Below are 25,681 nucleotides of genomic sequence, written 5' to 3' on the forward strand. Positions count from 1 at the left end.
TCCATGCCGAACTCAGAAGTGAAACACAACAGCGCCGATGGTAGTGTGGGGTCTCCCCATGTGAGAGTAGGACATCGCCAGGCTTTGAATATTGTCTAACCAGACACGCTGCGGAGCGGTAGTTCAGTTGGTTAGAATACCGGCCTGTCACGCCGGGGGTCGCGGGTTCGAGTCCCGTCCGCTCCGCCACTTATTAAGAGCCTCAGCAGTCATGTTGAGGTTTTCTTCAATGAGAAGCATAAATTATTTAGGGGTGTAGCTCCAACTGGCAGAGCAGCGGATTCCAAATCCGCGTGTTGGGAGTTCGAATCTCTCCACCCCTGCCATCTATCAAGCCTCCGCAGAAATGCTGAGGCTTTTTGCTATCTGTTCACTTCCTCTATAATAACAATCCGAAAAATTAACTAATTCCGTTTACCTCATCCCTTCGGCACATTTTTGTGGCCAGCTCTCTGTACTCAAGCTGTATCCAAGAAAGCGATCCCGAGCGTGAAATAGCCTTAATTAGATCATATTGTTACTTCAATTGACATTAAGAGCGGTTTAGCTTATCCATTTACTCAGTAAGTGACTGATGTAACTTTTTAAAAGCACTAGATTATCAGCATAACTTTCCTTGATTATTTTAGTAATTAGGTTCGATTTATTATGCTTAGCGGTTAAAATAACGACGGTTACTTTTAGGAATTCGTTATGGGACAGCTGTCTATTTTAGGTTTTATTGCATTAGGTGGCGCATTTGGCGCATGTGCACGTTATCTAGTTACCGAGCTATGTGTGTTCTTGTTAGGACGCGGGTTTCCTTATGGAACGCTCACCGTTAACGTTGTCGGCTCATTTATTATGGGATTATTGATCGCTGCTTTTGAGAGTGAATTACTTGCAACTGAGCCATGGCGCCAGATTATTGGTTTGGGTTTCTTGGGTGCATTAACCACATTTTCTACATTCTCTATGGATAATGTATTGCTGATGCAGCAAGGAGCCTTTCTGAAAATGGGTGTTAATGTCTTATTAAACGTGGTGTTAAGTATCTCAGCGGCTTGGATAGGTTTCCAGTTGTTGATGAGAAGTTAACGAAATCATAATTTCATCTTGGTTAATGGATAGTCTTTCCCTATAATCGTGACTCAACTTGTCGGAGTGCCATAAGGCTGAGACCGTATTTTCGGGATCCGTTGAACCTGATCAGGCTAATACCTGCGAAGGGAACAAGAGACTATAACCTGCTGGTGATCTATCTAGCGTTATATCCTTAAGATCAAAATTCCATTTTGATCAACTCTTGTGCATTAATCCGTCAAGCATTTATCCCTAGTACAAAAAAGGAAGATGCTATGTCGAGTCGCAAACAAGCGAGACTGAAAGCCAAACAATTCATTGACACATTGTCTGTCGAACCCTACCCAAATTCTTCTAAAATCTATATTACTGGTTCACGTTCGGATATCCGCGTGCCAATGCGTGAGATTAAACTAGCTGACAGCTTGGTCGGAGGCACAAAGTCCTCACCGATTTATCAACCGAATGAATCTATATGTGTTTATGACACTTCAGGTGTCTATACCGACCCATCTCATACTATCGACTTATATCAAGGTTTGCCTAAATTAAGGGAAAAATGGATCGCTGATCGGGATGATACCGAGTGGCTTGATGAGGTCAGTTCTGCTTACACTAAAGAACGTTTATCTGATGATACATTGGACGAACTACGTTATGGGAACCTGCCAGCCATACGCCGAGCAAAGAAAGGGAAGTGCGTTACTCAACTTCATTATGCGCGGCAAGGTGTTATCACACCCGAAATGGAATACATTGCCATTCGCGAAAATACGCGACGTGGAGAGTGTATGGATGCACAGCTGAGCCAGCAACATGCAGGGATTCATTTGGGGGCTAATTTACCAAAGCAAATAACTCCTGAGTTTGTGCGTCGTGAAGTTGCCGAAGGACGAGCCATCATCCCGTCGAATATTAACCATCCTGAATCAGAGCCGATGATCATTGGTCGTAATTTTCTCGTCAAAGTGAATGCGAATATCGGTAACTCATCCGTCTCTTCATCAATTGAAGAAGAGGTTGAAAAATTGGTATGGGCAACCCGCTGGGGTGGGGATACCGTGATGGATCTCTCTACTGGGCGCAATATTCACGAAACTCGAGAATGGATTTTGCGTAATAGTCCCGTACCGATTGGCACTGTGCCCATGTATCAAGCATTGGAAAAAGTAAATGGTATTGCGGAGGATTTATCATGGGAAGTAATGCGCGATACCTTACTCGAGCAAGCGGAACAAGGTGTTGATTACTTTACAATTCATGCTGGTTTATTGCTTCGTTATGTGCCAATGACCGCGAAACGTGTTACGGGCATCGTTTCGCGTGGCGGCTCTATTATCGCTAAATGGTGTTTAGCCCATCATACTGAGAGTTTTCTTTACACTCATTTCCGTGAAATTTGTGAAATTTGCGCCAAGTATGACGTCGCCCTTTCCTTAGGGGATGGACTACGGCCAGGATCCATTGCCGATGCTAACGATGAAGCACAATTTGCAGAGCTGCGCACTTTAGGTGAGTTGACCAAAATAGCGTGGGAATATGATGTACAGGTCATTATTGAAGGCCCTGGCCATATCCCCATGCATTTGATTAAAGAGAATATGGATGAACAATTAAAGCATTGCCATGAAGCGCCATTCTATACTTTGGGCCCATTAACTACCGATATTGCTCCGGGATATGATCACATCACTTCCGGTATTGGTGCTGCGATGATTGGCTGGTATGGCTGCGCGATGCTTTGCTATGTAACACCGAAAGAGCACCTTGGTTTACCAAACAAAGAAGATGTTAAAACGGGTTTAATTACTTATAAATTGGCAGCACATGCTGCAGACCTTGCGAAAGGGCACCCGGGAGCACAAGTGCGCGATAATGCGTTATCGAAAGCACGTTTTGAGTTTCGTTGGGAAGACCAATTCAATCTTGCATTAGACCCAGTTACAGCGCGTGCTTTTCACGATGAAACTCTTCCGCAAGAGTCTGGTAAAGTCGCGCATTTTTGCTCTATGTGCGGGCCGAAATTCTGCTCGATGAAAATCTCTCAAGAGGTTCGAGAGTATGCGCTAGATACCAAGCAAGTTGCTGCTGATGCGCTCATTTCCATTACGCTGCTAGATGACCCGTTACAAGGCATGAGACAGAAATCGCAAGAGTTTAAAGCCTCAGGATCAGAGCTTTATCATCCTGCTGTTAGTCAACAGTCAGTCGTTAGCGAGGAGTAATTAGATGATTCAATTACTTATCCCCCGTGATGACATTGCGTTGACTGCTCAAGTACAACAGGTTTTGCTATTGGCCAAGCATCATGGTTTTGATATCGATGATATTTTTTTGGGTGCCAGCCCAACTTTATATTGTCAATTAGTAACGCCTTCATACTCATCTTTGATTGGCAGCGATTGCTTAGCCTCGTGCGAAGATGCGCTAAGTGTTTTAACTGATAAGCCCAATTTATTCTTGCAATACCAAGTCAATTTTTGCGCTCAAATGCCATTTGAGCACTCCCAGAAACGAGAAACTTGTTTGGTCAAGATAGGGCTTACAGCTGCTGACTCACACGACTATGTTGATGAGTGGTATCACGGAGAAGAGCTGCGTAGTATAAGATATTCTACGAATGCTCATGCTGCTCATGCTGCTGATGCAAAGAGTGAGCACTTTGCTTGGGTTCTATCATTGTTGTGTCTCGACTTTCCGCTAGAGGATGCTTTAGTGGTTGCTCGCGCGGCAATGAGTGTTTCACGTGAAACATGGCCAACGGATAGCCGATATTTTCCTCAGCTACAACATTCAGTAGCTGGCATCTTTGCTGACGATAAACAAAATCATATCTGTTTTCCAAAGATAGACAAAAATATTGGCCTTTACCCTGTTGTGGATAGCGCTGAGTGGGTCGAGCGGTTATTGAAGTTTGATGTAAAGACAATCCAACTGCGAATAAAAGATTCAACACATCCTGATCTCGAATCACAAATTATCGCCGCTATTGAGCTTGGACAAGCCTATCAAGCACAGGTTTTTATTAATGATCATTGGCAGCTTGCGATAAAGCATGGTGCTTTTGGCATTCATCTTGGACAAGAAGATCTCACCAATGCAGATTTAGCACAAATTGCTCAAGCTGGGATCTGTTTAGGCATTTCAACTCACGGCTATTATGAGATTCTGAACATCGCTTCACTAAATCCCAGCTATATCGCTTTGGGTCACATATTCCCAACCCCCACCAAAATTATGCCCTCTAAGCCACAGGGGCTTGTTAGGTTGAAACTTTACCAGCTGCTAATTGAGAGTTTAAGTTGTGCCGCCAACTCAGATGAAGTTGTAAGTGCAAAAATACCCACAGTTGCAATTGGCGGAATTAACCTAGAGAACGCATTGCAAGTTTGGCAGTGCGATGTATCAGGCTTGGCCGTTGTACGTGCAGTAACAGAAGCAAAATCACCTCAGTTGGTCATTGATAGTTTCAATCAGATCATACAAAACCGATTACCAAGTAGTGCTGAGGAGGTATGTGATTATGCTTTCTGATGCACAATTTATCCGTTATCAAAGGCAACTTGCGCTCCCTGAAATAGGTGAGAATGGACAGCAATCTTTACTTGATAGCCGAGTGCTGGTTATTGGTTGTGGTGGTTTAGGGTCTGCGGCCGTTTTGTATTTGGCGAGTGCTGGTATTGGACAACTGGTAATAGTGGATGATGACCGAGTTGAAAGCAGCAACTTACCTCGGCAGGTGATCTACCGAGAGAGGCAAATTGGTCAAACCAAAGTCGATGCGATGGCAGAGCAAATTAAAGCCATCAACCTTGATTGCAGAGTAAGAGCGATATCTAAACGCCTTATTGGTACTCAGCTCGAACTGGAAGTGCTTAATGCTGATGTCGTTCTTGACTGCACGGATAACATCTACAGTCGTCAGCAAATTAACCAGTTGTGCCGTAAACTAATTAAGCCATTGATTTCAGGTTCGGCTATTGGATGGAAGGGGCAAGTCATTGCTTTTGATCAACTGCCGTTGTCACCTTGTTATCACTGTTTAGTGCCTGATAGCGAACTGCCTGCCGCGCAGCGTTGTGATGAATTCGGTATTCTGGGGCCTGTCGTCGGAATCATCGGAACCCTGCAAGCTTTACAAGCCATCATGATATTGACTCGACAGACGATGCGTAATGCTAACCAACTGACACTGTTTGATGCTCATTTGTTTCAATTCCAAACCTTAAATGTTGTTAAAGATCCTCAGTGCGAGGTGTGTGGGTACCCACAGGCTGATCAGATAAAGGGAGAAGCCACATGTCAGATATAACGATCAAGATTAATCAGCAGTTTCATCAAGTTTCAGCGGGAACCAGTATTGCGGATCTCACCAAACTGCTTTCGATCACTATTACCGGTTGTGTGTTTGCCCTGAATCAGAGCGTGGTGCCACGTAGTGCGTGGTCAACGACCCTATTAAGTGAAGGCGATCAAATATCGCTGTTTCAAGCCATTGCAGGAGGCTAAATGTTAACGATAGCGAATAAACAGTTTGAATCTCGCCTGTTCACTGGTACGGGGAAATTTGCCAACCGAGAGTTAATGACAAAAGCTATTGCCATAGCTGGTTCACAAATGGCGACGATGGCATTAAAGCGAGTCGATCTTAATCAATTAAATGATGATATTTTAGCGCCACTTATCGAGTCAGGCGTCCATCTTTTACCCAACACATCGGGTGCGAAAAATGCGAAGGATGCGATTTTTGCTGCCCATTTAGCGCGTGAAGCGTTATCGACATCGTGGCTGAAGCTAGAAATTCATCCCGATCCTAAGTATCTGATGCCTGACCCTATCGAAACGTTAAAAGCAGCGGAACAATTGGTGAAAGATGGATTTATCGTATTACCTTATTGCCATGCTGACCCCGTGTTGTGTAAGCGTTTAGAGGAAGTGGGGTGCGCGGCCGTAATGCCATTAGGTGCGCCAATTGGATCGAATAAGGGACTGGTCTCACGAGATTTTTTAGAAATCATCATTAACCAAGCTCGTGTACCCGTGATTATTGATGCCGGTATTGGCGCGCCTTCGCATGCGGCTTTTGCGATGGAATTGGGCGCGGATGCTGTCTTAGTTAACACCGCAATTGCGGCCGCGCGCGATCCGATACAAATGGCGTTGGCATTTAAGTTGGCGGTGGAGTCGGGTCGAATGGCCTATGAGGCTGGGCTTGCAACTCAGGTTCATCATGCTATCGCATCCAGCCCTCTAACTGCATTTTTGGATCAATAGCGATGAGCTTTTTAGAACGTTTCAAACAACTCGATTGGGACGATATTGCGTTATCAATCCGTTCCAAAACAGCGTCAGATGTCGAGCGAGCATTGCATAAAGAGAAGCGCGATTTGGAGGATTTTAAGGCATTAATCTCTCCTGCTGCTGAGCCTTATATCGAGCAGTTAGCGCAACTTTCTTACGCACTGACGAGGCAACGCTTTGGCAATACTCTTTCTTTTTATATCCCGCTTTATCTTTCAAATTTGTGTGCCAATGCGTGCACTTATTGTGGATTTTCGATGGAGAATCGCATTAAGCGGCGTACATTAAGTTTGCATGAAGTTGAACGTGAATTGGCAGTTATCAAGCAGATGCAGTTTGAGAATGTGTTGTTGGTAACCGGTGAGCATGAAACCAAAGTAGGCATGAACTATTTCCGGCAGATACTGCCGTTGATAAAGCGTGAAGTCAGCTATGTTGCTATGGAGGTTCAACCGCTTCAGCAAGCGCAGTATGCGGAGCTAAAGAGCTTAGGTTTAGATGCGGTAATGGTATATCAAGAGACTTATCATCCATCGACTTACGCTTTACATCATCTGCGAGGCAACAAAATGGATTTTAACTTTCGCCTTGAAACACCGGACCGACTTGCCCGGGCAGGGATTGATAAGATTGGTCTTGGCGCTTTGATTGGCTTGGAAGATTGGCGGGCCGATTGTTTTTACGTGGCCGCTCACCTGGATTATCTTGAAAAGAGATATTGGAAGACGCGCTATTCGATTTCGTTTCCTCGCTTGCGACCTTGTGAAGGTGGTCTGCAACCTAAATCGGTTATGTCTGACAAGCAACTGGTTCAGCTCATCTGTGCATTTCGCTTGCTAAATTCAGAAGTGGAACTCTCGCTTTCTACCCGCGAATCGGCGCACTTTAGGGATAAGCTCATCCCACTTGGGATCACCAGCATATCGGCGGGATCAAAAACACAGCCTGGAGGTTATGCAATGCAAGAGACCGAACTTGAGCAATTTGTGATTAGCGATGAACGTACAGCCGCACAAGTTGCCGCCGCTGTTAAAGGGCAAGGTTTTGAAGTCGTGTGGCGAGATTGGCATGCTGCCTATTCTGGATGAGATTATGGCTTGCACGTTTCACGTGAAACATATGGATGCATTAAAGTATGATGATTTAGCTAATTAAGGTGAGTTCGAGTTAAGAGAATCATAAGTTAAAGTAAAGGCGACTCGAGGTCGCCTTTCATCTTTCTAGGTTAAGTTACTACAGATAAACTACCTACAGCGCATTTGTTTTATCATGCTGTTGTTTAATCATGCTCAATAGGCAGCGTCGCTTGGCGCAACCACGCTTTGTTATCACCCTCAACGAGTGGACCAACTTGATCCCATACTTTTTGATGGTAGTCATTTAGCCATGTGAGCTCTGGTCGAGTTAACATATTGATGTTGATCGCGCGCTTATCAATCGGGCAACGCGTGAGTGACTCAAACCCCAACACAGAGAAATCACCTTGTGTTTCAACTTCGACCACCAGTTCTAAGTTTTCTATACGAATGCCAAACGCATCGGCACGGTAATAACCGGGTTCGTTCGACAGTACCATACCCGGAAGCAGTGCGACGTTGTTGAAAACTTTGCTGATGCGTTGTGGCCCTTCATGGACACTCAAAAAGTGGCCGACTCCATGACCAGTGCCATGATCATAATCGAAGCCATTAGCCCATAGGTGCTGACGGGCAAGCACATCAAGCTGATGACCACAAGTGCCTTTTGGAAAGCGTGCTCTGGCTAGTGCAATATGACCTTTAAGCACTAAAGTGAACTGTTTTTTCATCTCTTCACTGGGGTTACCAATAGCAATGGTACGCGTAATGTCAGTCGTACCGTCACAATATTGGCCGCCAGAATCGACAAGATAAAGTGAGTCTTGAGCTAATTGTCCTGGTTTTACTTGGTTGATGTGGTTGTAATGGCACATAGCTGCATTACTGCCTGCTGCTGAAATAGTATCAAAACTAAGATCGGCTAGAGTTGGATCTTCCTCTCTAAATGCTTGTAAGCGGTCAGATAAATAGCCTTCGTCGTGCAGTCTTTGGCTAGCCACTTCATTATCCAACCAAGCAAGAAATTTCGTCATCGCCACACCATCACGCACGTGGCACGCTTTCATTCCAGAGACTTCGGTTGTGTTTTTTGCTGCTTTTAGCAGTAAGCACGGATCGGCGTCATTAATGATTTCAGCAGCGGAATTTTGTAAAGTCAGCGTAAACCATGCATTACTGGTAGCAGGATCGATCATCACCTTTTTACCTGCGAGTAAGTTAAGCTGCTTTTCTAATTGATCTGGATGGTGAACGCGAACGCCGCCACCGACATGCTTGGCAAATTCCGCAGGAAGACGAGCAGGGTCAAGGAAGAAATCGACGCTGGAGTCAGCATAAATAATGGCATGGGAAAGTAATACTGGTAATCGGGAAACATCAAGGCCACGGATATTTAGCAGCCAGCAGATGGAATCAAGTTCTGTCAGTACCGCCGCATCAATCTTTTTCTTACTCAGCTGATGAGCTATTTGCTCACGCTTATCATGGCTACTGATACCGACGAGTTCATTACCCATCAAGCGCACTGCTGAAATTGCAGCGCTAGGACGGTCCTTCCATAACTCATCGATTGGATTACTGCCGACGGCAATAAGCTGTAACTCATCAGACAATTTTGCCTGTGCTGCTTTAAGCCAGCTTGCTCGATGCATGCACGGATCAAATCCCACTTTACTACCTGAGACCAATGCGCTTTGGAGCCAATCGAGAACGGGCTCTTCAATAAAGTGACGGTACTCAAAGGTTGCCTCTGGCACTTGTTTACGAACTTGCACGGTATAGCGGCCATCCACAAAAATAGCCGCGCTATCGTGGGTGACCACAGCCGCGCCTGCCGAGCCAGTAAAACCAGTTAACCAATGCAGGCGTTCGTTGTGTTGCGGTACATATTCCCCGAGATATTCATCTTCGTGTGGAATGATGATGGCATCAAGCCCTTGTTGTGTGAGCCAGCCACGTAAGGCTGATACGCGTTGTGCGATTGAATCATGCATCTGTGTTATATCCTTTCTCATAACCGTCCGTTGTAGGTGTAGGGAACTGTGCAAATCCATAGCAAACCCTGACTTTATTATTGTGTCTATGGGGTTGTGGCGATGGGGACGAGCTTCAATAAGCTACTCTTTTTATCGAACTGGCGCAAACCGCAGCTTCATCTGAGATGCAGTGTTTTGGTTTGGATCATCTGCCTTAACCAGCTCAATGCGGGGTCACTTTCTCTGTCTCTGTGCCAAAATAACGTATAAGCCATAGGTGGAAATTCCATCGGTAATGGCAAAACGACGAGATCCATCTGCTTGGCTACTAGGTGGGTGAAGTGGCTCGGCGCGGTAAAGATAAAATCAGTATAAGTACAAAGGCTGGCGGCACTATTGAAATCCGGTACTGTAATTGCGATGTCCCTTTCCCGGCCGATATCCGCCAAGCGATAGTCGAGTAGCCAGCGATCATTACCATCGCAGCGCACTTGTACGTGACGTAGCGATAAATAGCGCTCTAACGTCCAATTGTCTCGTAATGCTGGGTGGTCTTTACGTACCACGCACATTTGGCTATCTCGATAGATCTCTTGCTCACAGATATCACTGGGTGGCAGCATTGTTAATTTGGCATCATTGATATCAATGTCCTTGCCGGTAATGCCTAAATCCAACTCACCAAGCTGCAATTTCTTAAAGGTTTGATCGTTCCATGAGTGAGTGTTGATGTTGAGATTTGGACCTTGGCTGAAAATAGCGGGCAAAAAATGAGGGAGAATTAATGGGTAGACGCTTTCTACTGCCGCAATATGAAAACGGTATTCACTGCTTTGTGGTGAAAATTGTTGTGGTTGAGTGAGTAGCTCGAGCTGATTGATGAGAGTGTCGAGTTTGGGTTTGAGATAGAGCGCTTGCGGCGTTGCCTTTAAGCCATGTGAATTACGAATAAACAACGGGTCATTAAACTGCTGACGAAGCTTGGCAAGCGATTTACTGACGGCAGATTGACTCAAACAGAGGCGACGAGCAGCGCGCGTGACGTTCAGTTCTTCTAGCAGTACCGACAGACAAACAAGTAAATTAAGATCGATTCTGGCTAATTTTTCTATATTCATCTGTATTTCCATTTGGGAATAATTGTGATGAGTATAAGCCATTTCTATTCATATCATCATTGCTCTATTATGGCTCAGTTGTAAAAGTGTGTTCTTTCTCATTACTGGAGTGTTTCGTGAAGCAAATAACCTCTGACGCGCATAGCAAGCGTCAATTGGCATTACTGATTTTGTTGGTTCTGTTTAGCCCGTTAGCGATTGATATTTATCTACCAGCTTTACCGCAAATTTCTCAAACGTTTCACGTGGAACACGCTTATGCACAAGATACGATTACTTGGCTTCTGTTTGCTATGGGAGTCGGTCAGCTCTTTGCTGGTCCGCTAGCGGACAAACTCGGTCGTCGAACTGTTGCATTAGGAGGGGTCAGTATTTATGCATTGAGTGCTTGCTTGGCGTGGGCCGCTCAAAGTATTGAATGGATGCTGATGGCTCGGCTACTACAAGGCTTCGGTGCGTGCGCGACATCGGTAGCGGCTTTTGCAACAGTTCGCGATATTTTTGGCCCACAACGTAGCGGCAAAATGATCAGCTACTTAAATGGTGCAATCTGTTTTATTCCTGCATTAGCGCCAATCCTTGGTAGTTGGTTAACTCAGCAATTTGGCTGGCGCAGTAACTTCAGCTTTATGGCTGGTTTTGCCGTGGTCGCGGGTTTAATGATGGTGATTGGTATGAAAGAAACCAACCCGCAAGCCACCGAACAGCAAGCGTTCTTTAAGTTATCGCGTTACTGGTCCGTATTGAAAACACCATCTTTTCTCTTCCATGCTTCATTATGTATGTTAGCGATGGCGGTTATTTTAGCCTATGTCACTTCTGCCCCAGTGGTATTAATGGAAGGTTATGGATTGACCATGAATGAATTTACTTTCTGGTTTGGACTCAATGCCATCATTAATATCGTTGCCTGCCTAAGTGCGCCGAAATTTATGGATAGGTTTGGTACCCATATGGCGCTGGTGGTTGGAATTGGCACGCTATTGGTTGCGGGGACTACCATGGTCGCGCTGGCACAACAGAAAACGGCGATTGCCTTTATGCTGCCCATTTTTATGTCATCAATCGGTTTTGCTTGGATTCTGGGAGCGGCCGCAGGAAAAGCACTGGCGCCATTTGGTGACCGTGCGGGAACCGCCGCAGCACTGCTTGGTTTGTTTCAGATGAGTGGTGCTGGCCTGTTAGTTGGTACCATGCAGCGTGTTGGGTTAGAACCTCAGATATTAATTGCACTGCAAATGTGGCTGATTGCGCCAGCGTTGTTTATCCTGTTTTCTAAAGCAGGGCGTTATTGGCATCAATTAGTGGTGAATTAATAAATTGTCACCTGCTGTTTTATATTCTTTTTAACGGGTGTATATTTAGCCACTTAATTATTTCAATTGCACTTTGGAAACGAAACAACAATGTCAATGACAACCTATGAAATGGCTCGAATTTGGGAACAACTCGACGAGTCTCCAGAAAAGGTCATGTTCGGAAAATTGCTGAATGAATTAGGCAACCAAAGTAGTGAGCGTATTCGCAGTGCCGCCAAACAAGTACCACTACCAGTTCTGCGTGATTTAGTCTTTCAGTTTCAACAAGTGATTGAAGCGCGTAAAGGCGAGCAAGTCGAAATCATGGCGAAGGAATTGGCAAAGCAGGGTATTTCGGCTGAAGAGCTTTTAACTTATCTGAGCAAATAATTTATTATCAGTACCGATGTCATAGCCCGGAATTTAGTTTCGGGCTTTTTATTGCGTGGTGTTTGCGGCTTCGGTGATTAAGGATTCACATTTCGGTTAATCGGGTTCTGCAAGGAAATAAGCGTCTCTGTGGATTGCACTTCATCAATTGCCTGTAATTTGTCGATCAGCACAAATTGTAATTCCTCAATCGAGCGGCACATTAACTTCACAAAAATATTATAGGCTCCTGTAGTGTAATAGGCTTCCACCACTTCATCCAGCGCATTGAGTTTGGCGAGCGCCGAATGGTAGTCTCGCGCGGCATTGAGATTGATACCGATAAAACAACACACGTCATAACCCAATTTTTTGGTATTGACGATCACTTCCGTACCCTGAATGATATCGGCCGATTTCATCTTTTCAATGCGAACATGGATAGTGGCAGGACTAACGTTGAACTGCTTGGCCATTTCTGCGTAGGGCGTGCGTGCATCGTCCATTAAAATTTTTAAAATGGCGCGGTCGAGTTCGTCCAGTTTAGCGGTAGTGGCTTGCATCACAGCATCCTTATCATTGAAACGGTTCGCTCAGTTTATCACTGGTCGTTGTTTCTCGTAAGCCGCCGTTTAAGAAAAGCGATAAGCTTTAGTCACGTCAGTGAAAATTGGGTAAACTCAAGCCTCATCATTATTTCTTTTGTTTCGGAGTTAACTTGCAGCTACAACTGATTTGCGAAGTTCCTGCTCAGCAAGCACATTTGGATACATTAGCCGCGCGTTGGGGATTAAAACCATGCGCTGAGAGCCCATTTGCCTTGGTATTAACTCAGTATCGTCTTGAGTTGCGTAAACTGGATGAGCCTAAACTCGGCGCTATTTATGTCGATTTAGTCACGGGGGCGGTTGCTCACCGACGTAAATTTGGTGGCGGTAAAGGTCAGTCGATAGCCAAAGCTGCTGGACTAAACAAAGGAGCGACACCTACCGTGTTAGATGCAACGGCCGGGTTAGGTCGTGATGCATTTGTGTTGGCCTCGCTCGGCTGTAAAGTGCAAATGGTCGAGCGGCATCCCGTTGTGGCCGCGCTGCTCGATGATGGTTTAGAGCGTGCCAAGCAAGATGCAGAGATTGGCGGCTGGGTAAGCGAGCGAATGTCGTTACTTCACGCTTCGAGTCATGATGCGCTCGAAAAACTGGCGCAAGATGAAAATTTTGTAAAGCCAGATGTGGTGTATCTTGACCCCATGTACCCGCACCCGGAAAGTAAAAAACAAACGGCTTTGGTAAAAAAGGAGATGCGCGTCTTTCAATCGCTGGTGGGCGCTGACTTGGATGCTGATGCATTATTAAACCCAGCCTTGAGTTTGGCGACCAAACGCGTGGTGGTGAAGCGCCCTGACTATGCCGATTGGCTAGACAAACAAAAGCCGAGTATGGCGATTGAAACCAAGAAAAATCGTTTTGATGTGTATGTGAAAGCGGCGATGATCTAACGCATTCAATACGTTAGCTTTGGCGAGAAAATCTCATGGCCCATAGATGTAATTTAGTGCTTGCTTAATCGTGTTTGGAATTGTATATCTAACTAATAATTATTCCTATTCGTGATCGAGGCGTACATGAATAAGCGTTTATGCAAATTGAACCGACACGATATTACTAGCCAGCTTGGGGATATCCATCAGATTGTGGCTGCGCCAAAATTTCTTTGTCGCTCATGTGCTCGTTCATCATCGGATAAAAACACGCTGTGTAAGCCTGCTGCTATTCCGAGTGCATCGACAAAGCTTGTTTCGGAAGGGAAGAAACAACTGCGCTCTGGTACGTCAAATGGCATGACGGACAAAGGTAAAAAGGCCGCCAAGCGATCGGAAAAACAGAACAAGAAAGCGTTAAAAAAACAAAAAAAAGTACTGAAGAAGTTAGAAAAAGTGCTGAAACAGCAGCAAAAACTGTTAAAGAAACACCCTGCATTACAAGTAAAGTTTGCCGATGTGAATCAACGAATTTCTTCGGTTAGTGAACGTTCACTACAACGGCAGATTCACTAAAAACAGATAGTTTACTAAAAATATATGGTTTACTGAAAACAGATGGTGAGTTAAACCGAGCCACGATAGCCCCTTTTTCAACAACAAAGCCCGCGATGATTGCGGGCTTTGTTGTTTTTAACGCTCAACCTGATTCAGTGAGTACGGCTGGCAGCGACTTTGCGCTTTACCCAAGTTTCATTGACCCACAGTGAGAACAAAATGATCACGCCGCCAATTGCAAGGCGGATTAAATCTACGTCGCGATTCCAAATCAGAATGTTCACCACTAATCCGGCGGGAACCAGCGCATTATTCATAATCGCTAATGCGCCTGCATTGACTAAACAGGCTCCTTTGTTCCACACGAAGTAACCAAGCCCAGAAGCAATTACCCCTAAGTAGATCAAAATACCCCATTGCAAAGAGGTAGTGGGCAGTTTTTCACTATTACCAAACAGTAAAAATGCCACGCTTGCTACCACCAATGCACCTAAGTAGAAATAACCGAATACGCTGTGTTGCGCTAAAGTAATGGTCTCTTTTTCCATGAGGTATTTATAAGCCACTTGGCCGATAGCAAAACAGAGGTTAGCCCCTTGCACCACCAAAAAGCCCAGCAAAAAGTGCTCGTTTATTGCCGCAAATTTAATAAAAACGGCACCGATTACGGCAATGGCCGCCGTCACTAAGTACCACGGAGAAAAGCGGCCTTTCAGTAGATCGTAGATCAGCGTGACGTAGATTGGTGTAAACACCGTAAACAGCAAAACTTCAGGAACCGATAGCAGTAAAAATGATTGATAGTAGAAACAGTACATCAGGCCCAGTTGAATTCCACCAATGGTCATCAACTTAGCGATCAACGGAGCGGGAACGGTTTTAAACCTGATCAAAGGTAGAAATACTAAGCTCGCTAATGCAACGCGCATCCAAACCGCGAACCAAGAATCAACTTGACCGGCGAGATAAACGCCGATCAAGCTAAATGAAAATGCCCAAAGTAGGGTGACTGCAGAGAGATAGGCCATAACAAACAACGCTGAACAGTAAATAACCCGCAGTCTAACCGAGTTTTGGCTTGTCGTCAGTCGTGAAGTGGTATTACAAGCATGTCGACTGGCGAACAGTTAATCAGTTGCCGAGTGGATGAGAGTAACTTGCTCCAAAAATCTTGATGATGACCGCAGACCACCAAATCAACACTGAATTCAGCGATGGTTTCGCAGAGCTCATTACTGAGGTCGCCGCTGCCTACTAGTGTATGGCGGATAGGGTATTGCGCGTGTTCCGCTAAGGCTTGCAGCTGCTTTTGTGACGCTTCCATCGCGTGATGTTGAGTTTCTGCTAAATTGATATCAATGAGTCCGGTATACAGCTCGGCATAGTTGACATCAATGTGAATGAAAGAAACGTCAGCATCGAGTGGTTTTGCCAGTGCAACAGCTTTGTCGACTAAGAGTTTACTGTCTTCTGAAAGATCAATGGCAACCAAAATATGTTGATAACTCATTGTATTATCTCCTGATGGGGTACTGATTAAAGATTAGCACTGAGGCCGAGAGTTTTTTGTCGCCGTGATCTCATATCCGCATACCTGACTCAAAGTGTTATGGTGAGGTTCATGGTATAGTCAATTCAAATCGTTACATAAACTAGGAGTCGACATGTTGTCACAAGCTATGGTTGAAAAACTGAATGAACAAATTAATCTGGAATTTTTTTCATCCAATCTATACTTACAAATGAGTGCTTGGTGTGAAGATAAAGGATTTGAAGGTGCTGCCGAGTTTTTACGCGCTCATGCCGTAGAAGAAATGCAGCACATGCAGCGTTTATTCACCTACGTGAGTGAAACGGGTGCACTGCCTATCCTTGGTGCGATCGCAGCGCCAAAACATAAGTTTACGAGCCTTGGTGAAGTGTTTCGCGAAACTTATCAACATGAGCAGATGATTACTCAGCAGATTAATAAACTCGCTCATGCGGCGTTCACATCTCAAGACTACTCAACGTTTAACTTCCTTCAGTGGTACGTTGCGGAGCAACATGAAGAAGAGAAGTTGTTTAAAGGGATTTTAGATAAGCTAGAGCTTGTGGGTGATGATGGTAAGGCGCTGTTCTTCATCGACAAAGACCTAGCCGCAATGGCAAAAGCCGGCTCATCTTCTGTAATGGATACCCAAGCTGTGTAATCGCAGCAGAAAGAGTATGAAGCGATCGTCTTTTTCTTTGGGTTCTATGCAAAGGTGTAGGGAGGAAAAGATGATCACTGGAGATACAATTTTATTTGCGCTAATGCTGGTCACTGGGGTTAACCTAGTCAGGTATCTTACGGCGCTACGCTCACTTATTTACATCATGCGTGAAGCTCATCCATTGCTTTATCAACAAGTGGATGGCGGTGGCTTTTTTACCACTCACGGTAATGTCACCAAGCAGGTTCGTCTTTTCCATTATTTGAAAGGTAAAGAGTATCACCATCACCACGATCCCCTATTTACGGGCAAGTGTGATCGCGTTAGAGCGCTGTTTATCTTGTCGATGTCATTGCTGGCGGTGACAACTTTCGCGGCTTGTATCGTATAACTGAGCCAGTCATTGTATTGATTAAAGGAGCTATCGTGCTCCTTTTTTATCGTCTGTATAAAGTCATCGACTTATTTCTTCACTATTATGCATCTTCATTGTGCGGCGACTATTATTAGCAAGAGCAATCGAAAGGAGAAAAATAATGGATGAAAAAGCACTGCTCGCACGTTTGAATGAGTTACCTCGTATTCAACAAGTATTACAAGAACTACTCGAAATGGTTAATAAGGAAGAGGTCGATTTTGGTGCGCTCACAAAAAAAATTGCCATGGAACAAGTGTTGAGTGCGCGGCTGCTTCGCCTTGCAAATTCGGCACATTTTGGCGGAAGCCGCACAGTGGCCTCTATCAATGATGCGGTGATTCGTGTCGGAAGTGGCTCGGTGAGAACTATGGTGGTGGCATCGGTATTATCCAGTGCTTTTCCTAAAATTGACACCTTGGATCTGCAGCAATATTGGTCCGATACCTTTGAAATTGCCATTATCGCCAGCAAACTGGGGGCCGCTTGTAAACTCGATGCTAATAGCGTCTTTACTACCGGAATATTGCACAACATTGGCCAATTGATGATCCACACATTAGCGCCGCAAGAAGCGTTGAAAATTCGCCTTTGTGTTGATGCTGGTGAAGTTGAACTAGAAGCACAACAGCAAATCATCCATACCGATGCGAATGTACTGGGGGCGAAGCTAGCCAAAGCTTGGAAGTTTCCTGATGAGATGGTCGATGCGATCGCCTACTCTGCGCAGCCAGAAAAAGCGCAGCTTTCACCAAAACTTGCCCGTGTATTGCATTTTGCCCGTGATATCCACCATCAATGGGATATCCTGACCGAAAAAGAAAAACGCTTATTTCTGGCTGAGCACCCAGATGCTCGTGTGCTGGCAATATCTGCCACATTTGCTGAAACAATTGACGCCGTTCGCGGAAAAGGGCGCGAGCTTGCAGAGCAGCTCGTCTAATACCGTCGCTGGTGGATTAACCTTGTCTTCACTCAATTAGTCGTTAAAATGTCCCCCATTGATAAGGATGTACGCCACTAGCGCTGCATCCTTTTTGTTTGTCATTAGGTGCGTGTGCGTCTAATTAAATGAAGGTGAAAGCATGAGTCAGTCGTTTGATGTTGTCGTTATTGGTGCTGGCGCCGCCGGGCTAATGTGCGCCGCGCAAGCTGGCCTGCGCGGGCGCAGCGTATGCGTTCTCGATCATGCCAAAAAGCCTGGCCGTAAAATTTTGATCTCAGGTGGCGGTCGCTGTAATTTCACCAATTATGAACTATCGGCCGCCAACTATTTATGCCGCAATCCCCATTTCGTTAAATCAGCGTTATCGCAGTACAGCCAGTGGGACTTTATCTCGCTGGTCAGTAAATACAATATTGCGTTTGAAGAGCGCGATCATGGCCAGCTCTTTTGCCTTGATTCGGCGAAGGACATCGTCAATATTTTGCTAAAAGAGTGCGATTTACCGACGGTCAAGCAGCGTTATCAAGTCGAGATTCAATCGATAGATAAGGTGCCAAACGGCTTTCAGCTCACCACCAATGACGGGCCGATCGAGTGCCAGTCACTGGTGGTCGCAACGGGTGGCTTGTCGATGCCCAAGCTTGGTGCGACTCCTTTTGGTTACAAAATTGCAGAGCAGTTTGGACTGGCGGTGATCCCAACCACGGCCGGGCTCGTGCCTTTTACACTGCATAAACAAGATAAAGAAGATTTCGCCGAACTAGCCGGCATTGCCATTCCAACTGAAATCACTACTGAAGATGGCACAGTGTTTAAAGAAGCACTGCTGTTTACTCATCGTGGTTTATCTGGGCCGGCGGTGTTGCAAATTTCTTCTTACTGGAAAGCGGGGCAGAAGGTCAGTATCAACTTAGTGCCGGAAGTAGACATCGAGCGGCTATTGAATGAATCACGTGAAGCACACCCAAATCAAAGCTTAAAAAATACACTCGCGAAAGTACTGCCTAAGCGTTTAGTTGAAGTACTGATTGAGCGCAAAGCTTTTGTCGATAAACCGCTCAAACAGTTAAACCCACACGAAATAACCGCTATCGCACACGACTTACAACATTGGCCGATTCTTCCCAATGGTACTGAAGGTTATCGCACAGCCGAAGTCACATTAGGTGGCGTAGACACCGATTGCCTCTCATCGAAAACCATGGAATGCAAATCGGTTCCGGGCCTCTATTTTATTGGTGAGGTAATGGATGTGACGGGCTGGCTTGGCGGCTATAATTTCCAATGGTGTTGGTCAAGCGGCTATGTCGCCGGGCAATGGGTGTAAGCTGTTTCGAGATAAAAAGCCATCCTCAACGATAAATGTCACTGAAGAGCACTGTCAAACCAATGGATAGTTTTTTAGAAAAAAGGAGGGCTGCCCATGTTAGCCCTCCTTTTTTCGTTATGTGATAATGGGTTGGTTCTAGCTGGATTTATTTTGTTTATAGCGGTCAAAGATAACCGCCGCGAGCAAAATAGTTCCTCGCACTACGTATTGAGAAAAAGGTGACATATTCAGTAGATTCATCGCATTCTCTACCGTACCGAGGATGAGCACACCCGCAATAACGTAAGATACTTTACCTATCCCGCCTTTGAGCGATACCCCACCGAGCACACAAGCAGAGATGACCACTAGCTCAAAACCGACGGAAGTCATCGGCTGACCGCTGGTCATACGCGCGGCCAAAATGACCCCAGCGAGCGCAGAGATAAAGCCAGAGATAGTGAAAATGATGATTTTAGTTTTTACGACGTTGACACCCGCTAATCGTGCGGCTTCTTCATTACCGCCAATCGCTAATGTATTGCGCCCATAAACCGTACGATTTAGTAAAAAGGCAAAAATAGCGAAGGTGACTATGGTTAACCAAATTGGCGTTGGGATACCAAGTAAAGAGGAGTTACCTAGGGTGAAGAAATGTTCTTCAGTGATCCCAACCGCCTTACCGTCAGAGATGATATAACCAAGACCACGAGCTATTTGCATCGTTGCGAGAGTCGTTATCAGCGCATTGATCTGCAATTTGGCAATAACGAAGCCATTTAGCAAACCAAAGAGTACACCTGAAAGTAAGCCTGCGCCGATACCCAATACCACACTGCTGGTTGCGTTAATCGCTACCGCCGTGACTACGCCAGAGCAGGCAATAACCGAAGCAATCGAGAGATCTAAATCCCCACAGGCTAGGCAAAAGAGCATGGCGCACGCAACCATGCCGCTCATGGAGATAGCCAGACCGAGCCCTTTCATATTAATGAATGTAGCAAAATAAGGGACAAATAAACTGCAAAGCAAAAATAGGCCAGCAAAGACCATCAGCATGCCGAACTTATCCCAGATGGAAGAGAATTTAAAAGAGCGAGTCGGGCTCTCGGTATTGTCTATTTTGGTTGAACTCGTTACAGCCATTAGGATATTCCTTTTTACGCAGCGACGTCGTTGCCAATCATGGCAAGACGCAACGCAGATTGTTCGTTAAATTCAGTTCGTGTTAATTCACCAGTTACTTTGCCATCTTTCATAACCAGTAATCGGTCAGCGATACCAAGCACTTCAGGCATGTCACTAGAGACAACTAAGACAGTCACGCCATTTTCTGCCAATTTGAAGATCAATTCGTATATCTCAGACTTAGCGCCAACATCAATGCCGCGCGTCGGCTCATCTAGCAAAATGACGCTCATATCGGTAGATAACCAACGACCAAGGATCACTTTTTGTTGATTGCCACCGGAGAGCTCGCCAATGGGTTGATCTAACGAAGCGGTTTTGACGTTTAATGACTGGTTTTGTTTGAGGGCATTGCTCGACTCCCACTGGAAGTTGATTAACCCGCCAAGCTTTAGATGCCATGGACGAGCGCTGATGTTGGTGTTTTCTTGCACCGATAAAATAGGCACGATACCGTCTGCTTTGCGATCTTCAGGGCATAAGGTAATGCCCGCCCGAATGGCATCTTCAGGTTTAGTAATCCGTATTTTTTGTCCGTGAAGATAAACATCGCCCGCGGTGGCTTTTTCTGCTCCGAAAATCAAACGGGTAAGTTCTGTTCTGCCCGCACCGACCAGACCAAACAAACCTAATATTTCGCCTTGCTTTATTTCTAGCGAGAGAGGAGCGGTGAGCCCTCTGCCCATCAGGTTTTTAATCGCTAATCCACTTTGACCAAGAGGACGAGAGCGGTAGTTGTAAATGTCATTGATTTCCCGGCCAACCATTAACTCAACTAAACGGTCATGAGTGAGAGTCGAAAGGTCATAACAGGTTTGCACATGGGTACCATCTTTGAAGATGGTGATTGCATCACACAGAGCGAATATTTCTTCCATACGATGAGAAACGTAAAGAATGATTTTGCCGTCGTCGCGCAATTCGCGGATCACTTTAAATAGGTTTTCAATTTCACGTTGAGACAAGCTACTGGTTGGTTCGTCAAAAGCGATGATGTGTGCATTGCGACTTAGCGCTTTAGCAATTTCAACCATTTGCCACTGGCCAATAGAAAACTCTTTTAATGGGCGAGAGGGGTCAAAATTTTCCCCCAAGCGCAATAACTGTTTACGTGCGTTACGATTGAGGGTTTCGGTATCGACCCGGCCATGTTTAGTGGGAAGTTGCCCTAAGAAAATGTTTTCTGCCACGCTGAGTTCAGGAACCAAATTAAGCTCTTGATAAATAATGGCGATACCTTGCTCTAATGCGTCAACCGTCGATTGAAATGTTACTGGATGCCCATCAATGAGCAGCTTGCCGTGGGTGGGTTGATGCAGCCCGCTTAGCGTTTTCAATAGAGTCGATTTCCCAGCCCCATTTTCTCCCATTAAGGCATGAACACTACCGCTGTTAACGCGAAAGCTAATGTCGGTCAGTGCCTTAACACCCGTAAAGTGTTTTGATATTTGGCAAAACTCTAAGCAAGAGTGTGAAGCTGCCATAGTCTGTACTCCTGTTTACTTCGCGAAAGCGGTACGAAGAAGCTGTACCGCTTTTAGCCATTGACGACGAACGCCTTACAGGCCTTTCTTCGCCAGTTCTGCTTCGTAGTTGTCGCGAGTAATTAAGACAACGTCCGTCACTTCAACGAATTTTTGTGGTTCAACACCGTCTTTCACCCATTTATAGAGTGATTCGATGCTTTTGAAGCCGTGTACATCTGGGCTCGGTAAAAGAGAACCATAGAACCCTGTTGGTTTCGATTTAGCTAATTCACTGACAGCATCGACGCCATTAATGCCAACACCAATCACATTACTTGCGTTAAACCCTTGTCCTTCTGTCGCACGAACGCCGCCGAGAACGGTATTGTCGTTCATACCGACGATAAGCCACTGCTTGACCATTGGGTATTGCACCAGTAGCGAGTTTGCTGCATCCAGAGCGCCAGGGATGTCATTTGCTTTGGTTGGCACGCGGTAAATTTGGTTGGATGGGAAACCCGCTTCTTTCAGTGCCTTAATCGAACCATCGACACGACGACGCGCGGTATCCAGCTCGTCTGCGGTTATGGCCATAACGCCCGTTGTTGCGGTATCCCAGTTACGTTTTGTCATCTCTTTGTACAGTTCAGAACCTTGGCGATAACCAATTTCACTGGCAGCCATCATCACCAAAGGCACGTTTGTCATCGGTTCGCCTTTCGCATTAAGGAACTGGTCATCAACCGTGATGACTTTCAAATCGTAGCTTTTTGCTTTAGCCATAATTGCAGGCCCAAGCTTAGGGTCAGGTGTGCAGATGACAAAGCCTTTGGCGCCACTTGCCGCTAGCGTATCGATAGCGTTCAGTGTTTTTTCTCCATCAGGCACCGCCATTTTGATCACTTCAAAGTTATATTGCTTACTGGCTTGCTCAGCAAAATTCCATTCTGTTTGGAACCAAGGCTCTTCAGGTTGTTTTACCAAATAACCTAATTTGAGTTCATCGTTGCTACCGAAAAAGGCATTAGCAGAAATACTGAATAATGCGGTTCCGGTGAGTATTGCGGCAGCGAGTGTGGTTTTTATGCTTTTCATCTTATTTGTCCGTCCACTGGTAGGGTTGTTTCATCTCCATACTTAAGGAAGTTGACGAGCTTTGAAGTGATGAAAATCACAGCAGAAAAATGTAGCGTTTTTGTCCATTTATGTAGCGAGGTAGGGCATGAAGTACCTCTCACTTTTTATGGTTTTATGTGTTTGATTTTATATGTTAATCGGCTATTTAGCGTTTTTATGCGCTTTTTTTTCTGGAAAAAAGCTGAAGTGATGATTTTAAAACCATTAGCACAGAATGAGTGTGTCGACTAATTTATCCATATTTTTAGCTATTGGGTTCATGGTGATATTGACGTAAGACCGTTATAAAAATAGGCAGTTAATCGGTCTGATGTGGAGTGACCATGAATAATTTGAATATAGATTCACCTTACGTGATCGGCTTAGATTTTGGCTCTGATTCTGTACGAGCTTTATTGGTGAATGCTCGCAATGGTGAAGAGGTTGCGTCTGGCGTGGCTAACTACCCAAGGTGGGCAAAAGGACAATACAGCGACTCGAACCAATCTCAATTTCGTCATCATCCTCTTGATTATATTGAGTCTCTGACCGTTGCTGTCCGAGAAACGTTGGCGCAGGTTTCCACAGAGATCGCACAATCTGTTGTTGGCATTGGCGTGGACAGTACGGGTTCAACTCCAGCCCCTATCGATAAAGAGGGTAATGTGTTGGCGTTGCTTCCTGAGTTTGAGCATAACCCCAATGCCATGTTTATCTTGTGGAAAGATCATACTTCCGTGACCAAAGCGGAACGTATTAATGAGCTGGCCCATTCACACACTTTTCCAGACTACACCAAATACATCGGGGGATTGTATTCATCGGAGTGGTTTTGGGCGAAAGCCGCGTGGGTAGCGGAACAAGATGCAGGGCTTGTTCCTTATATCCATAGCTGGGTTGAGTTGTGTGATTGGGTTCCAGCTCTCCTTGCAGGGTGTCAGCATCCTACAAATTTACGCCGTGGTATTTGTGCTGCAGGGCATAAAGCGATGTGGCATGAAAGCTGGGGCGGTTTACCTTCGCAAGATTTTTTATCGGCCATTTCTCCCACGCTCGATGACATGCGAGATCGAATGTTTACTGAGGTATACACCTCAGACCAATTAGCTGGGCATCTGAGTGCGGAGTGGGCGCAGCGGTTAGGCTTACCAGAGGGAATTGCCATTGCCATTGGTGCTTTTGATTGCCATATGGGCGCGGTGGGCGCTGGCGCTGGCGAACATGATTTAGTGAAAGTTATTGGTACGTCAACATGCGATATTTTGATGGTGGATGCACAAAGTATCGGTGATCGAACCATTCATGGAATATGTGGCCAAGTTACGGGTAGTGCGATGCCAGACTTAATGGCACTGGAGGCTGGGCAATCAGCATTTGGTGATATTTATGCTTGGTACAAACGTGTGATGTTGTGGCCAATCGCACAACTGGCTAAGCAAAACCCACAATTAGGAATTGATCTGGACGCCGCTGAGGCCTTGTTAATTCCTCAACTTACGGCGAAAGCACAGTCAAAACGTCTGCTACTGGAAACGCCTCTTGCCTTAGATTGGCATAACGGGCGGCGAACGCCTTATGCCAATCAACGTCTCAAGGGCGCAATCACGGGGCTGAATTTAGGCTCTAGTGCACCAGATATCTTTGCATCACTGGTGGAATCAACGGCTCATGGCGCGAAATCAATCGTCGATTGTTTCGTTGAGCAAGGTGTCGAAGTGAAACGTGTCATCGCCATTGGCGGAATTTCTCAAAAGTCACCATTTGTGATGCAAACCTGTGCCAATGTCATTGGGCGAGAAATCGCCGTTGTCGCTTCAGAGCAGTGTTGTGCATTAGGTGCGGCCATTTTTGCAGCTGTTGCGGCCGGGGTTTATAGCGATGCCGAGCAAGCTCAAACTCAAATGGCGAGCCCAATCTGCGATGTTTACTACCCAGATGCTGATACCAAAGGGACCAGCGAATGGCGTTATCATGCTTATCGCCAGTTAGGGCAGCAGATCGAACAATTTTCTGAATTCTTGTTGGCACAGGAGTGTACTGATGAGTGTTAAGACTTCTCTAGGCTTCGATTTAGCGAGCGACCCACAAGCAAAGCAACGTCTGAGTGAGCTTCGGCAGCAAGTATGGCAAGCCAATATGGCGCTACAGACCCACGGTTTAGTTACCTTTACTTGGGGCAATGTATCAGGCATTGACCGCTTAACAGGGTTAGTTGTGATTAAGCCAAGTGGTGTCGAATACGAAGCACTCAATGCCGACAATATGGTGGTGGTTGATCTGAATGGCTTGGTTGTCGAGGGCGATCTTAAACCCTCTTCTGACACCGCTACCCATTTGGCCTTATATTGCGCTTACCCAGAACTTGGCGGCATTGTGCACACGCATTCTCCTCATGCCACCTCTTGGGCTCAAGCAGGTAAAGCCATCCCAGCATTGGGTACTACTCATGCTGACTATTTCTACGGCAGCATTCCCTGTACTCGCTCCTTGACCAATGCCGAAATCGCCACCGACTACGAACACCATACAGGCAAGGTCATCATTGAAACGATCAGTGGTGGCGAAGTGTTGGCCATTCCTGGGGTTATTGTTAATGAACACGGCCCATTCAGCTGGGGTAAGGATGCTGATCACGCCGTTCATAACTCAGTTGTCATGGAGGTTGTCGCCAAAATGGCACTGCAAACTTTGCAGATCAATCCTCAAGTGACATTCATCAATCAAGCCCTACTGGATAAACATTACTTACGTAAACACGGAGCTAATGCTTATTACGGTCAAAGTAATGTAAAAAATAAATAAGGGATA

The 25,681-nt window shown here is 45.6% G+C and carries 25 protein-coding genes, 2 tRNA genes, 1 rRNA gene and 1 riboswitch; of the genes, 20 read left to right on the forward strand and 8 right to left on the reverse strand.

All coding sequences use genetic code 11. The features are described 5' to 3' along the window. The 10 genes from rrf to thiH form a co-directional block, all read left to right on the forward strand. Nucleotides 1–83, forward strand: a 5S ribosomal RNA gene (gene rrf / locus AACQ21_RS17390); the annotation flags it as partial. A 29-nt stretch (nt 84–112) separates the two neighbouring features. Next, nucleotides 113–189, forward strand: a tRNA-Asp gene (locus AACQ21_RS04225). A 60-nt stretch (nt 190–249) separates the two neighbouring features. Continuing rightward, nucleotides 250–326, forward strand: a tRNA-Trp gene (locus AACQ21_RS04230). Nucleotides 327–693: 367 nt separating this feature from the next. Beyond that, on the forward strand, nt 694–1,077 hold the full coding sequence (gene crcB, locus AACQ21_RS04235) for a fluoride efflux transporter CrcB (RefSeq protein WP_013855606.1): 384 nt from the start codon (nt 694–696) through the stop codon (nt 1,075–1,077). 52 nt (nt 1,078–1,129) lie between these two features. Continuing rightward, nucleotides 1,130–1,228: riboswitch (TPP riboswitch) on the forward strand. A gap of 109 nt (nt 1,229–1,337) precedes the next feature. Continuing rightward, the gene (gene thiC / locus AACQ21_RS04240) at nt 1,338–3,287 is read left to right on the forward strand and encodes a phosphomethylpyrimidine synthase ThiC (protein WP_105977161.1); all 1,950 of its coding nucleotides are present in this window, start codon (nt 1,338–1,340) and stop codon (nt 3,285–3,287) included. A gap of 4 nt (nt 3,288–3,291) precedes the next feature. After that, a complete protein-coding gene (thiE, locus tag AACQ21_RS04245; protein ID WP_105977162.1) occupies nt 3,292–4,596 on the forward strand; it encodes a thiamine phosphate synthase in 1,305 nt (434 codons plus the stop codon). Next, the gene (locus tag AACQ21_RS04250) at nt 4,586–5,374 is read left to right on the forward strand and encodes a HesA/MoeB/ThiF family protein (RefSeq protein WP_105977163.1); all 789 of its coding nucleotides are present in this window, start codon (nt 4,586–4,588) and stop codon (nt 5,372–5,374) included. The genes thiE and AACQ21_RS04250 overlap by 11 nt, the downstream gene beginning before the upstream one ends. Then, on the forward strand, nt 5,362–5,571 hold the full coding sequence (thiS, locus tag AACQ21_RS04255; RefSeq protein ID WP_010319419.1) for a sulfur carrier protein ThiS: 210 nt from the start codon (nt 5,362–5,364) through the stop codon (nt 5,569–5,571). Before AACQ21_RS04250 ends, thiS begins: the two co-directional genes overlap by 13 nt. Further along, on the forward strand, nt 5,572–6,336 hold the full coding sequence (locus AACQ21_RS04260) for a thiazole synthase (RefSeq protein WP_105977164.1): 765 nt from the start codon (nt 5,572–5,574) through the stop codon (nt 6,334–6,336). A 2-nt stretch (nt 6,337–6,338) separates the two neighbouring features. Beyond that, nucleotides 6,339–7,451: a 2-iminoacetate synthase ThiH gene (thiH, locus tag AACQ21_RS04265; protein ID WP_105977165.1), complete on the forward strand. Its 1,113-nt coding sequence runs from the start codon at nt 6,339–6,341 to the stop codon at nt 7,449–7,451. A 191-nt stretch (nt 7,452–7,642) separates the two neighbouring features. Here thiH and AACQ21_RS04270 read toward each other — a convergent pair whose 3' ends face one another. Beyond that, nucleotides 7,643–9,433: an aminopeptidase P family protein gene (locus tag AACQ21_RS04270; RefSeq protein ID WP_181185564.1), complete on the reverse strand. Its 1,791-nt coding sequence runs from the start codon at nt 9,431–9,433 to the stop codon at nt 7,643–7,645. 158 nt (nt 9,434–9,591) lie between these two features. After that, nucleotides 9,592–10,533, reverse strand: a complete 942-nt coding sequence (locus AACQ21_RS04275) for a LysR family transcriptional regulator (RefSeq protein WP_094500756.1) — start codon at nt 10,531–10,533, stop codon at nt 9,592–9,594. Between the two features lie 116 nt (nt 10,534–10,649). Between AACQ21_RS04275 and AACQ21_RS04280 the strand changes: the two genes are divergently transcribed. Next, the gene (locus AACQ21_RS04280; RefSeq protein ID WP_258174226.1) at nt 10,650–11,849 is read left to right on the forward strand and encodes a multidrug effflux MFS transporter; all 1,200 of its coding nucleotides are present in this window, start codon (nt 10,650–10,652) and stop codon (nt 11,847–11,849) included. 90 nt (nt 11,850–11,939) lie between these two features. Next, nucleotides 11,940–12,221, forward strand: a complete 282-nt coding sequence (gene tsrA / locus AACQ21_RS04285; protein WP_105977168.1) for an H-NS-like global regulator TsrA — start codon at nt 11,940–11,942, stop codon at nt 12,219–12,221. Nucleotides 12,222–12,298: 77 nt separating this feature from the next. Here the strand turns inward: tsrA and asnC are convergent, their stop codons facing one another. Continuing rightward, nucleotides 12,299–12,763: a transcriptional regulator AsnC gene (asnC, locus tag AACQ21_RS04290; protein WP_010319577.1), complete on the reverse strand. Its 465-nt coding sequence runs from the start codon at nt 12,761–12,763 to the stop codon at nt 12,299–12,301. Nucleotides 12,764–12,918: 155 nt separating this feature from the next. Between asnC and AACQ21_RS04295 the strand changes: the two genes are divergently transcribed. Both AACQ21_RS04295 and AACQ21_RS04300 read left to right on the forward strand, forming a co-directional pair. Next, entirely contained in the window at nt 12,919–13,698 is a 780-nt protein-coding gene (locus tag AACQ21_RS04295; RefSeq protein WP_047690329.1) for a class I SAM-dependent methyltransferase, read from the forward strand. 111 nt (nt 13,699–13,809) lie between these two features. Further along, nucleotides 13,810–14,256, forward strand: a complete 447-nt coding sequence (locus AACQ21_RS04300; RefSeq protein ID WP_013855620.1) for a hypothetical protein — start codon at nt 13,810–13,812, stop codon at nt 14,254–14,256. A gap of 134 nt (nt 14,257–14,390) precedes the next feature. Here the strand turns inward: AACQ21_RS04300 and AACQ21_RS04305 are convergent, their stop codons facing one another. Then, nucleotides 14,391–15,266, reverse strand: a complete 876-nt coding sequence (locus AACQ21_RS04305) for a carboxylate/amino acid/amine transporter (RefSeq protein ID WP_088733018.1) — start codon at nt 15,264–15,266, stop codon at nt 14,391–14,393. A gap of 56 nt (nt 15,267–15,322) precedes the next feature. Beyond that, complete coding sequence (locus AACQ21_RS04310; protein ID WP_010319581.1) at nt 15,323–15,748, reverse strand: universal stress protein; 426 nt, start codon at nt 15,746–15,748, stop codon at nt 15,323–15,325. A 154-nt stretch (nt 15,749–15,902) separates the two neighbouring features. Here AACQ21_RS04310 and ftnA point away from each other — a divergent pair, with 154 nt between their 5' ends. The 4 genes from ftnA to AACQ21_RS04330 all read left to right on the forward strand — a co-directional run bounded on the left by ftnA (nt 15,903) and on the right by AACQ21_RS04330 (nt 19,121). Beyond that, a complete protein-coding gene (gene ftnA / locus AACQ21_RS04315) occupies nt 15,903–16,430 on the forward strand; it encodes a non-heme ferritin (RefSeq protein WP_013855622.1) in 528 nt (175 codons plus the stop codon). A 70-nt stretch (nt 16,431–16,500) separates the two neighbouring features. Continuing rightward, a complete protein-coding gene (gene uspB / locus AACQ21_RS04320; RefSeq protein WP_010319583.1) occupies nt 16,501–16,824 on the forward strand; it encodes a universal stress protein UspB in 324 nt (107 codons plus the stop codon). Nucleotides 16,825–16,969: 145 nt separating this feature from the next. After that, entirely contained in the window at nt 16,970–17,791 is an 822-nt protein-coding gene (locus AACQ21_RS04325; RefSeq protein ID WP_019282127.1) for an HDOD domain-containing protein, read from the forward strand. 142 nt (nt 17,792–17,933) lie between these two features. Next, nucleotides 17,934–19,121: an NAD(P)/FAD-dependent oxidoreductase gene (locus AACQ21_RS04330; RefSeq protein ID WP_105977169.1), complete on the forward strand. Its 1,188-nt coding sequence runs from the start codon at nt 17,934–17,936 to the stop codon at nt 19,119–19,121. Nucleotides 19,122–19,259: 138 nt separating this feature from the next. On the opposite strand, the gene araH is transcribed toward AACQ21_RS04330, so the two are convergent. From araH to AACQ21_RS04345, 3 genes are all read right to left on the reverse strand, one after another. Then, nucleotides 19,260–20,249, reverse strand: coding sequence for an L-arabinose ABC transporter permease AraH (araH, locus tag AACQ21_RS04335; protein WP_013855627.1), 990 nt, complete (start codon nt 20,247–20,249; stop codon nt 19,260–19,262). Between the two features lie 14 nt (nt 20,250–20,263). Next, on the reverse strand, nt 20,264–21,775 hold the full coding sequence (araG, locus tag AACQ21_RS04340; RefSeq protein ID WP_013855628.1) for an L-arabinose ABC transporter ATP-binding protein AraG: 1,512 nt from the start codon (nt 21,773–21,775) through the stop codon (nt 20,264–20,266). 75 nt (nt 21,776–21,850) lie between these two features. Next, complete coding sequence (locus AACQ21_RS04345) at nt 21,851–22,852, reverse strand: arabinose ABC transporter substrate-binding protein (protein WP_181185565.1); 1,002 nt, start codon at nt 22,850–22,852, stop codon at nt 21,851–21,853. 365 nt (nt 22,853–23,217) lie between these two features. Between AACQ21_RS04345 and AACQ21_RS04350 the strand changes: the two genes are divergently transcribed. Further along, entirely contained in the window at nt 23,218–24,924 is a 1,707-nt protein-coding gene (locus AACQ21_RS04350) for a ribulokinase (RefSeq protein WP_181185566.1), read from the forward strand. Further along, entirely contained in the window at nt 24,914–25,675 is a 762-nt protein-coding gene (locus tag AACQ21_RS04355) for an L-ribulose-5-phosphate 4-epimerase (RefSeq protein WP_105977171.1), read from the forward strand. The genes AACQ21_RS04350 and AACQ21_RS04355 overlap by 11 nt, the downstream gene beginning before the upstream one ends. Nucleotides 25,676–25,681: the final 6 nt, after the last annotated feature.

Origin of the sequence: Vibrio sp. V01_P9A10T6 (assembly GCF_963877065.1) — a bacterium.
GTDB lineage: Bacteria > Pseudomonadota > Gammaproteobacteria > Enterobacterales > Vibrionaceae > Vibrio > Vibrio anguillarum.

Excerpts from the sequence above, each read along its gene's own strand:
- AACQ21_RS04305 (WP_088733018.1), bottom strand. The coding sequence starts at position 15,266 with ATGGCCTATCTCTCTGCAGTCACCCTACTTTGGGCATTTTCATTTAGC.
- crcB (WP_013855606.1), top strand. The coding sequence starts at position 694 with ATGGGACAGCTGTCTATTTTAGGTTTTATTGCATTAGGTGGCGCATTT.
- tsrA (WP_105977168.1), top strand. The coding sequence starts at position 11,940 with ATGTCAATGACAACCTATGAAATGGCTCGAATTTGGGAACAACTCGAC.
- thiC (WP_105977161.1), top strand. The coding sequence starts at position 1,338 with ATGTCGAGTCGCAAACAAGCGAGACTGAAAGCCAAACAATTCATTGAC.
- uspB (WP_010319583.1), top strand. The coding sequence starts at position 16,501 with ATGATCACTGGAGATACAATTTTATTTGCGCTAATGCTGGTCACTGGG.
- AACQ21_RS04250 (WP_105977163.1), top strand. The coding sequence starts at position 4,586 with ATGCTTTCTGATGCACAATTTATCCGTTATCAAAGGCAACTTGCGCTC.
- asnC (WP_010319577.1), bottom strand. The coding sequence starts at position 12,763 with ATGCAAGCCACTACCGCTAAACTGGACGAACTCGACCGCGCCATTTTA.
- araG (WP_013855628.1), bottom strand. The coding sequence starts at position 21,775 with ATGGCAGCTTCACACTCTTGCTTAGAGTTTTGCCAAATATCAAAACAC.
- AACQ21_RS04270 (WP_181185564.1), bottom strand. The coding sequence starts at position 9,433 with ATGCATGATTCAATCGCACAACGCGTATCAGCCTTACGTGGCTGGCTC.
- AACQ21_RS04350 (WP_181185566.1), top strand. The coding sequence starts at position 23,218 with ATGAATAATTTGAATATAGATTCACCTTACGTGATCGGCTTAGATTTT.
- AACQ21_RS04355 (WP_105977171.1), top strand. The coding sequence starts at position 24,914 with ATGAGTGTTAAGACTTCTCTAGGCTTCGATTTAGCGAGCGACCCACAA.
- AACQ21_RS04325 (WP_019282127.1), top strand. The coding sequence starts at position 16,970 with ATGGATGAAAAAGCACTGCTCGCACGTTTGAATGAGTTACCTCGTATT.
- AACQ21_RS04260 (WP_105977164.1), top strand. The coding sequence starts at position 5,572 with ATGTTAACGATAGCGAATAAACAGTTTGAATCTCGCCTGTTCACTGGT.
- thiE (WP_105977162.1), top strand. The coding sequence starts at position 3,292 with ATGATTCAATTACTTATCCCCCGTGATGACATTGCGTTGACTGCTCAA.
- AACQ21_RS04310 (WP_010319581.1), bottom strand. The coding sequence starts at position 15,748 with ATGAGTTATCAACATATTTTGGTTGCCATTGATCTTTCAGAAGACAGT.
- AACQ21_RS04345 (WP_181185565.1), bottom strand. The coding sequence starts at position 22,852 with ATGAAAAGCATAAAAACCACACTCGCTGCCGCAATACTCACCGGAACC.
- thiS (WP_010319419.1), top strand. The coding sequence starts at position 5,362 with ATGTCAGATATAACGATCAAGATTAATCAGCAGTTTCATCAAGTTTCA.
- AACQ21_RS04275 (WP_094500756.1), bottom strand. The coding sequence starts at position 10,533 with ATGAATATAGAAAAATTAGCCAGAATCGATCTTAATTTACTTGTTTGT.
- thiH (WP_105977165.1), top strand. The coding sequence starts at position 6,339 with ATGAGCTTTTTAGAACGTTTCAAACAACTCGATTGGGACGATATTGCG.
- araH (WP_013855627.1), bottom strand. The coding sequence starts at position 20,249 with ATGGCTGTAACGAGTTCAACCAAAATAGACAATACCGAGAGCCCGACT.
- ftnA (WP_013855622.1), top strand. The coding sequence starts at position 15,903 with ATGTTGTCACAAGCTATGGTTGAAAAACTGAATGAACAAATTAATCTG.
- AACQ21_RS04330 (WP_105977169.1), top strand. The coding sequence starts at position 17,934 with ATGAGTCAGTCGTTTGATGTTGTCGTTATTGGTGCTGGCGCCGCCGGG.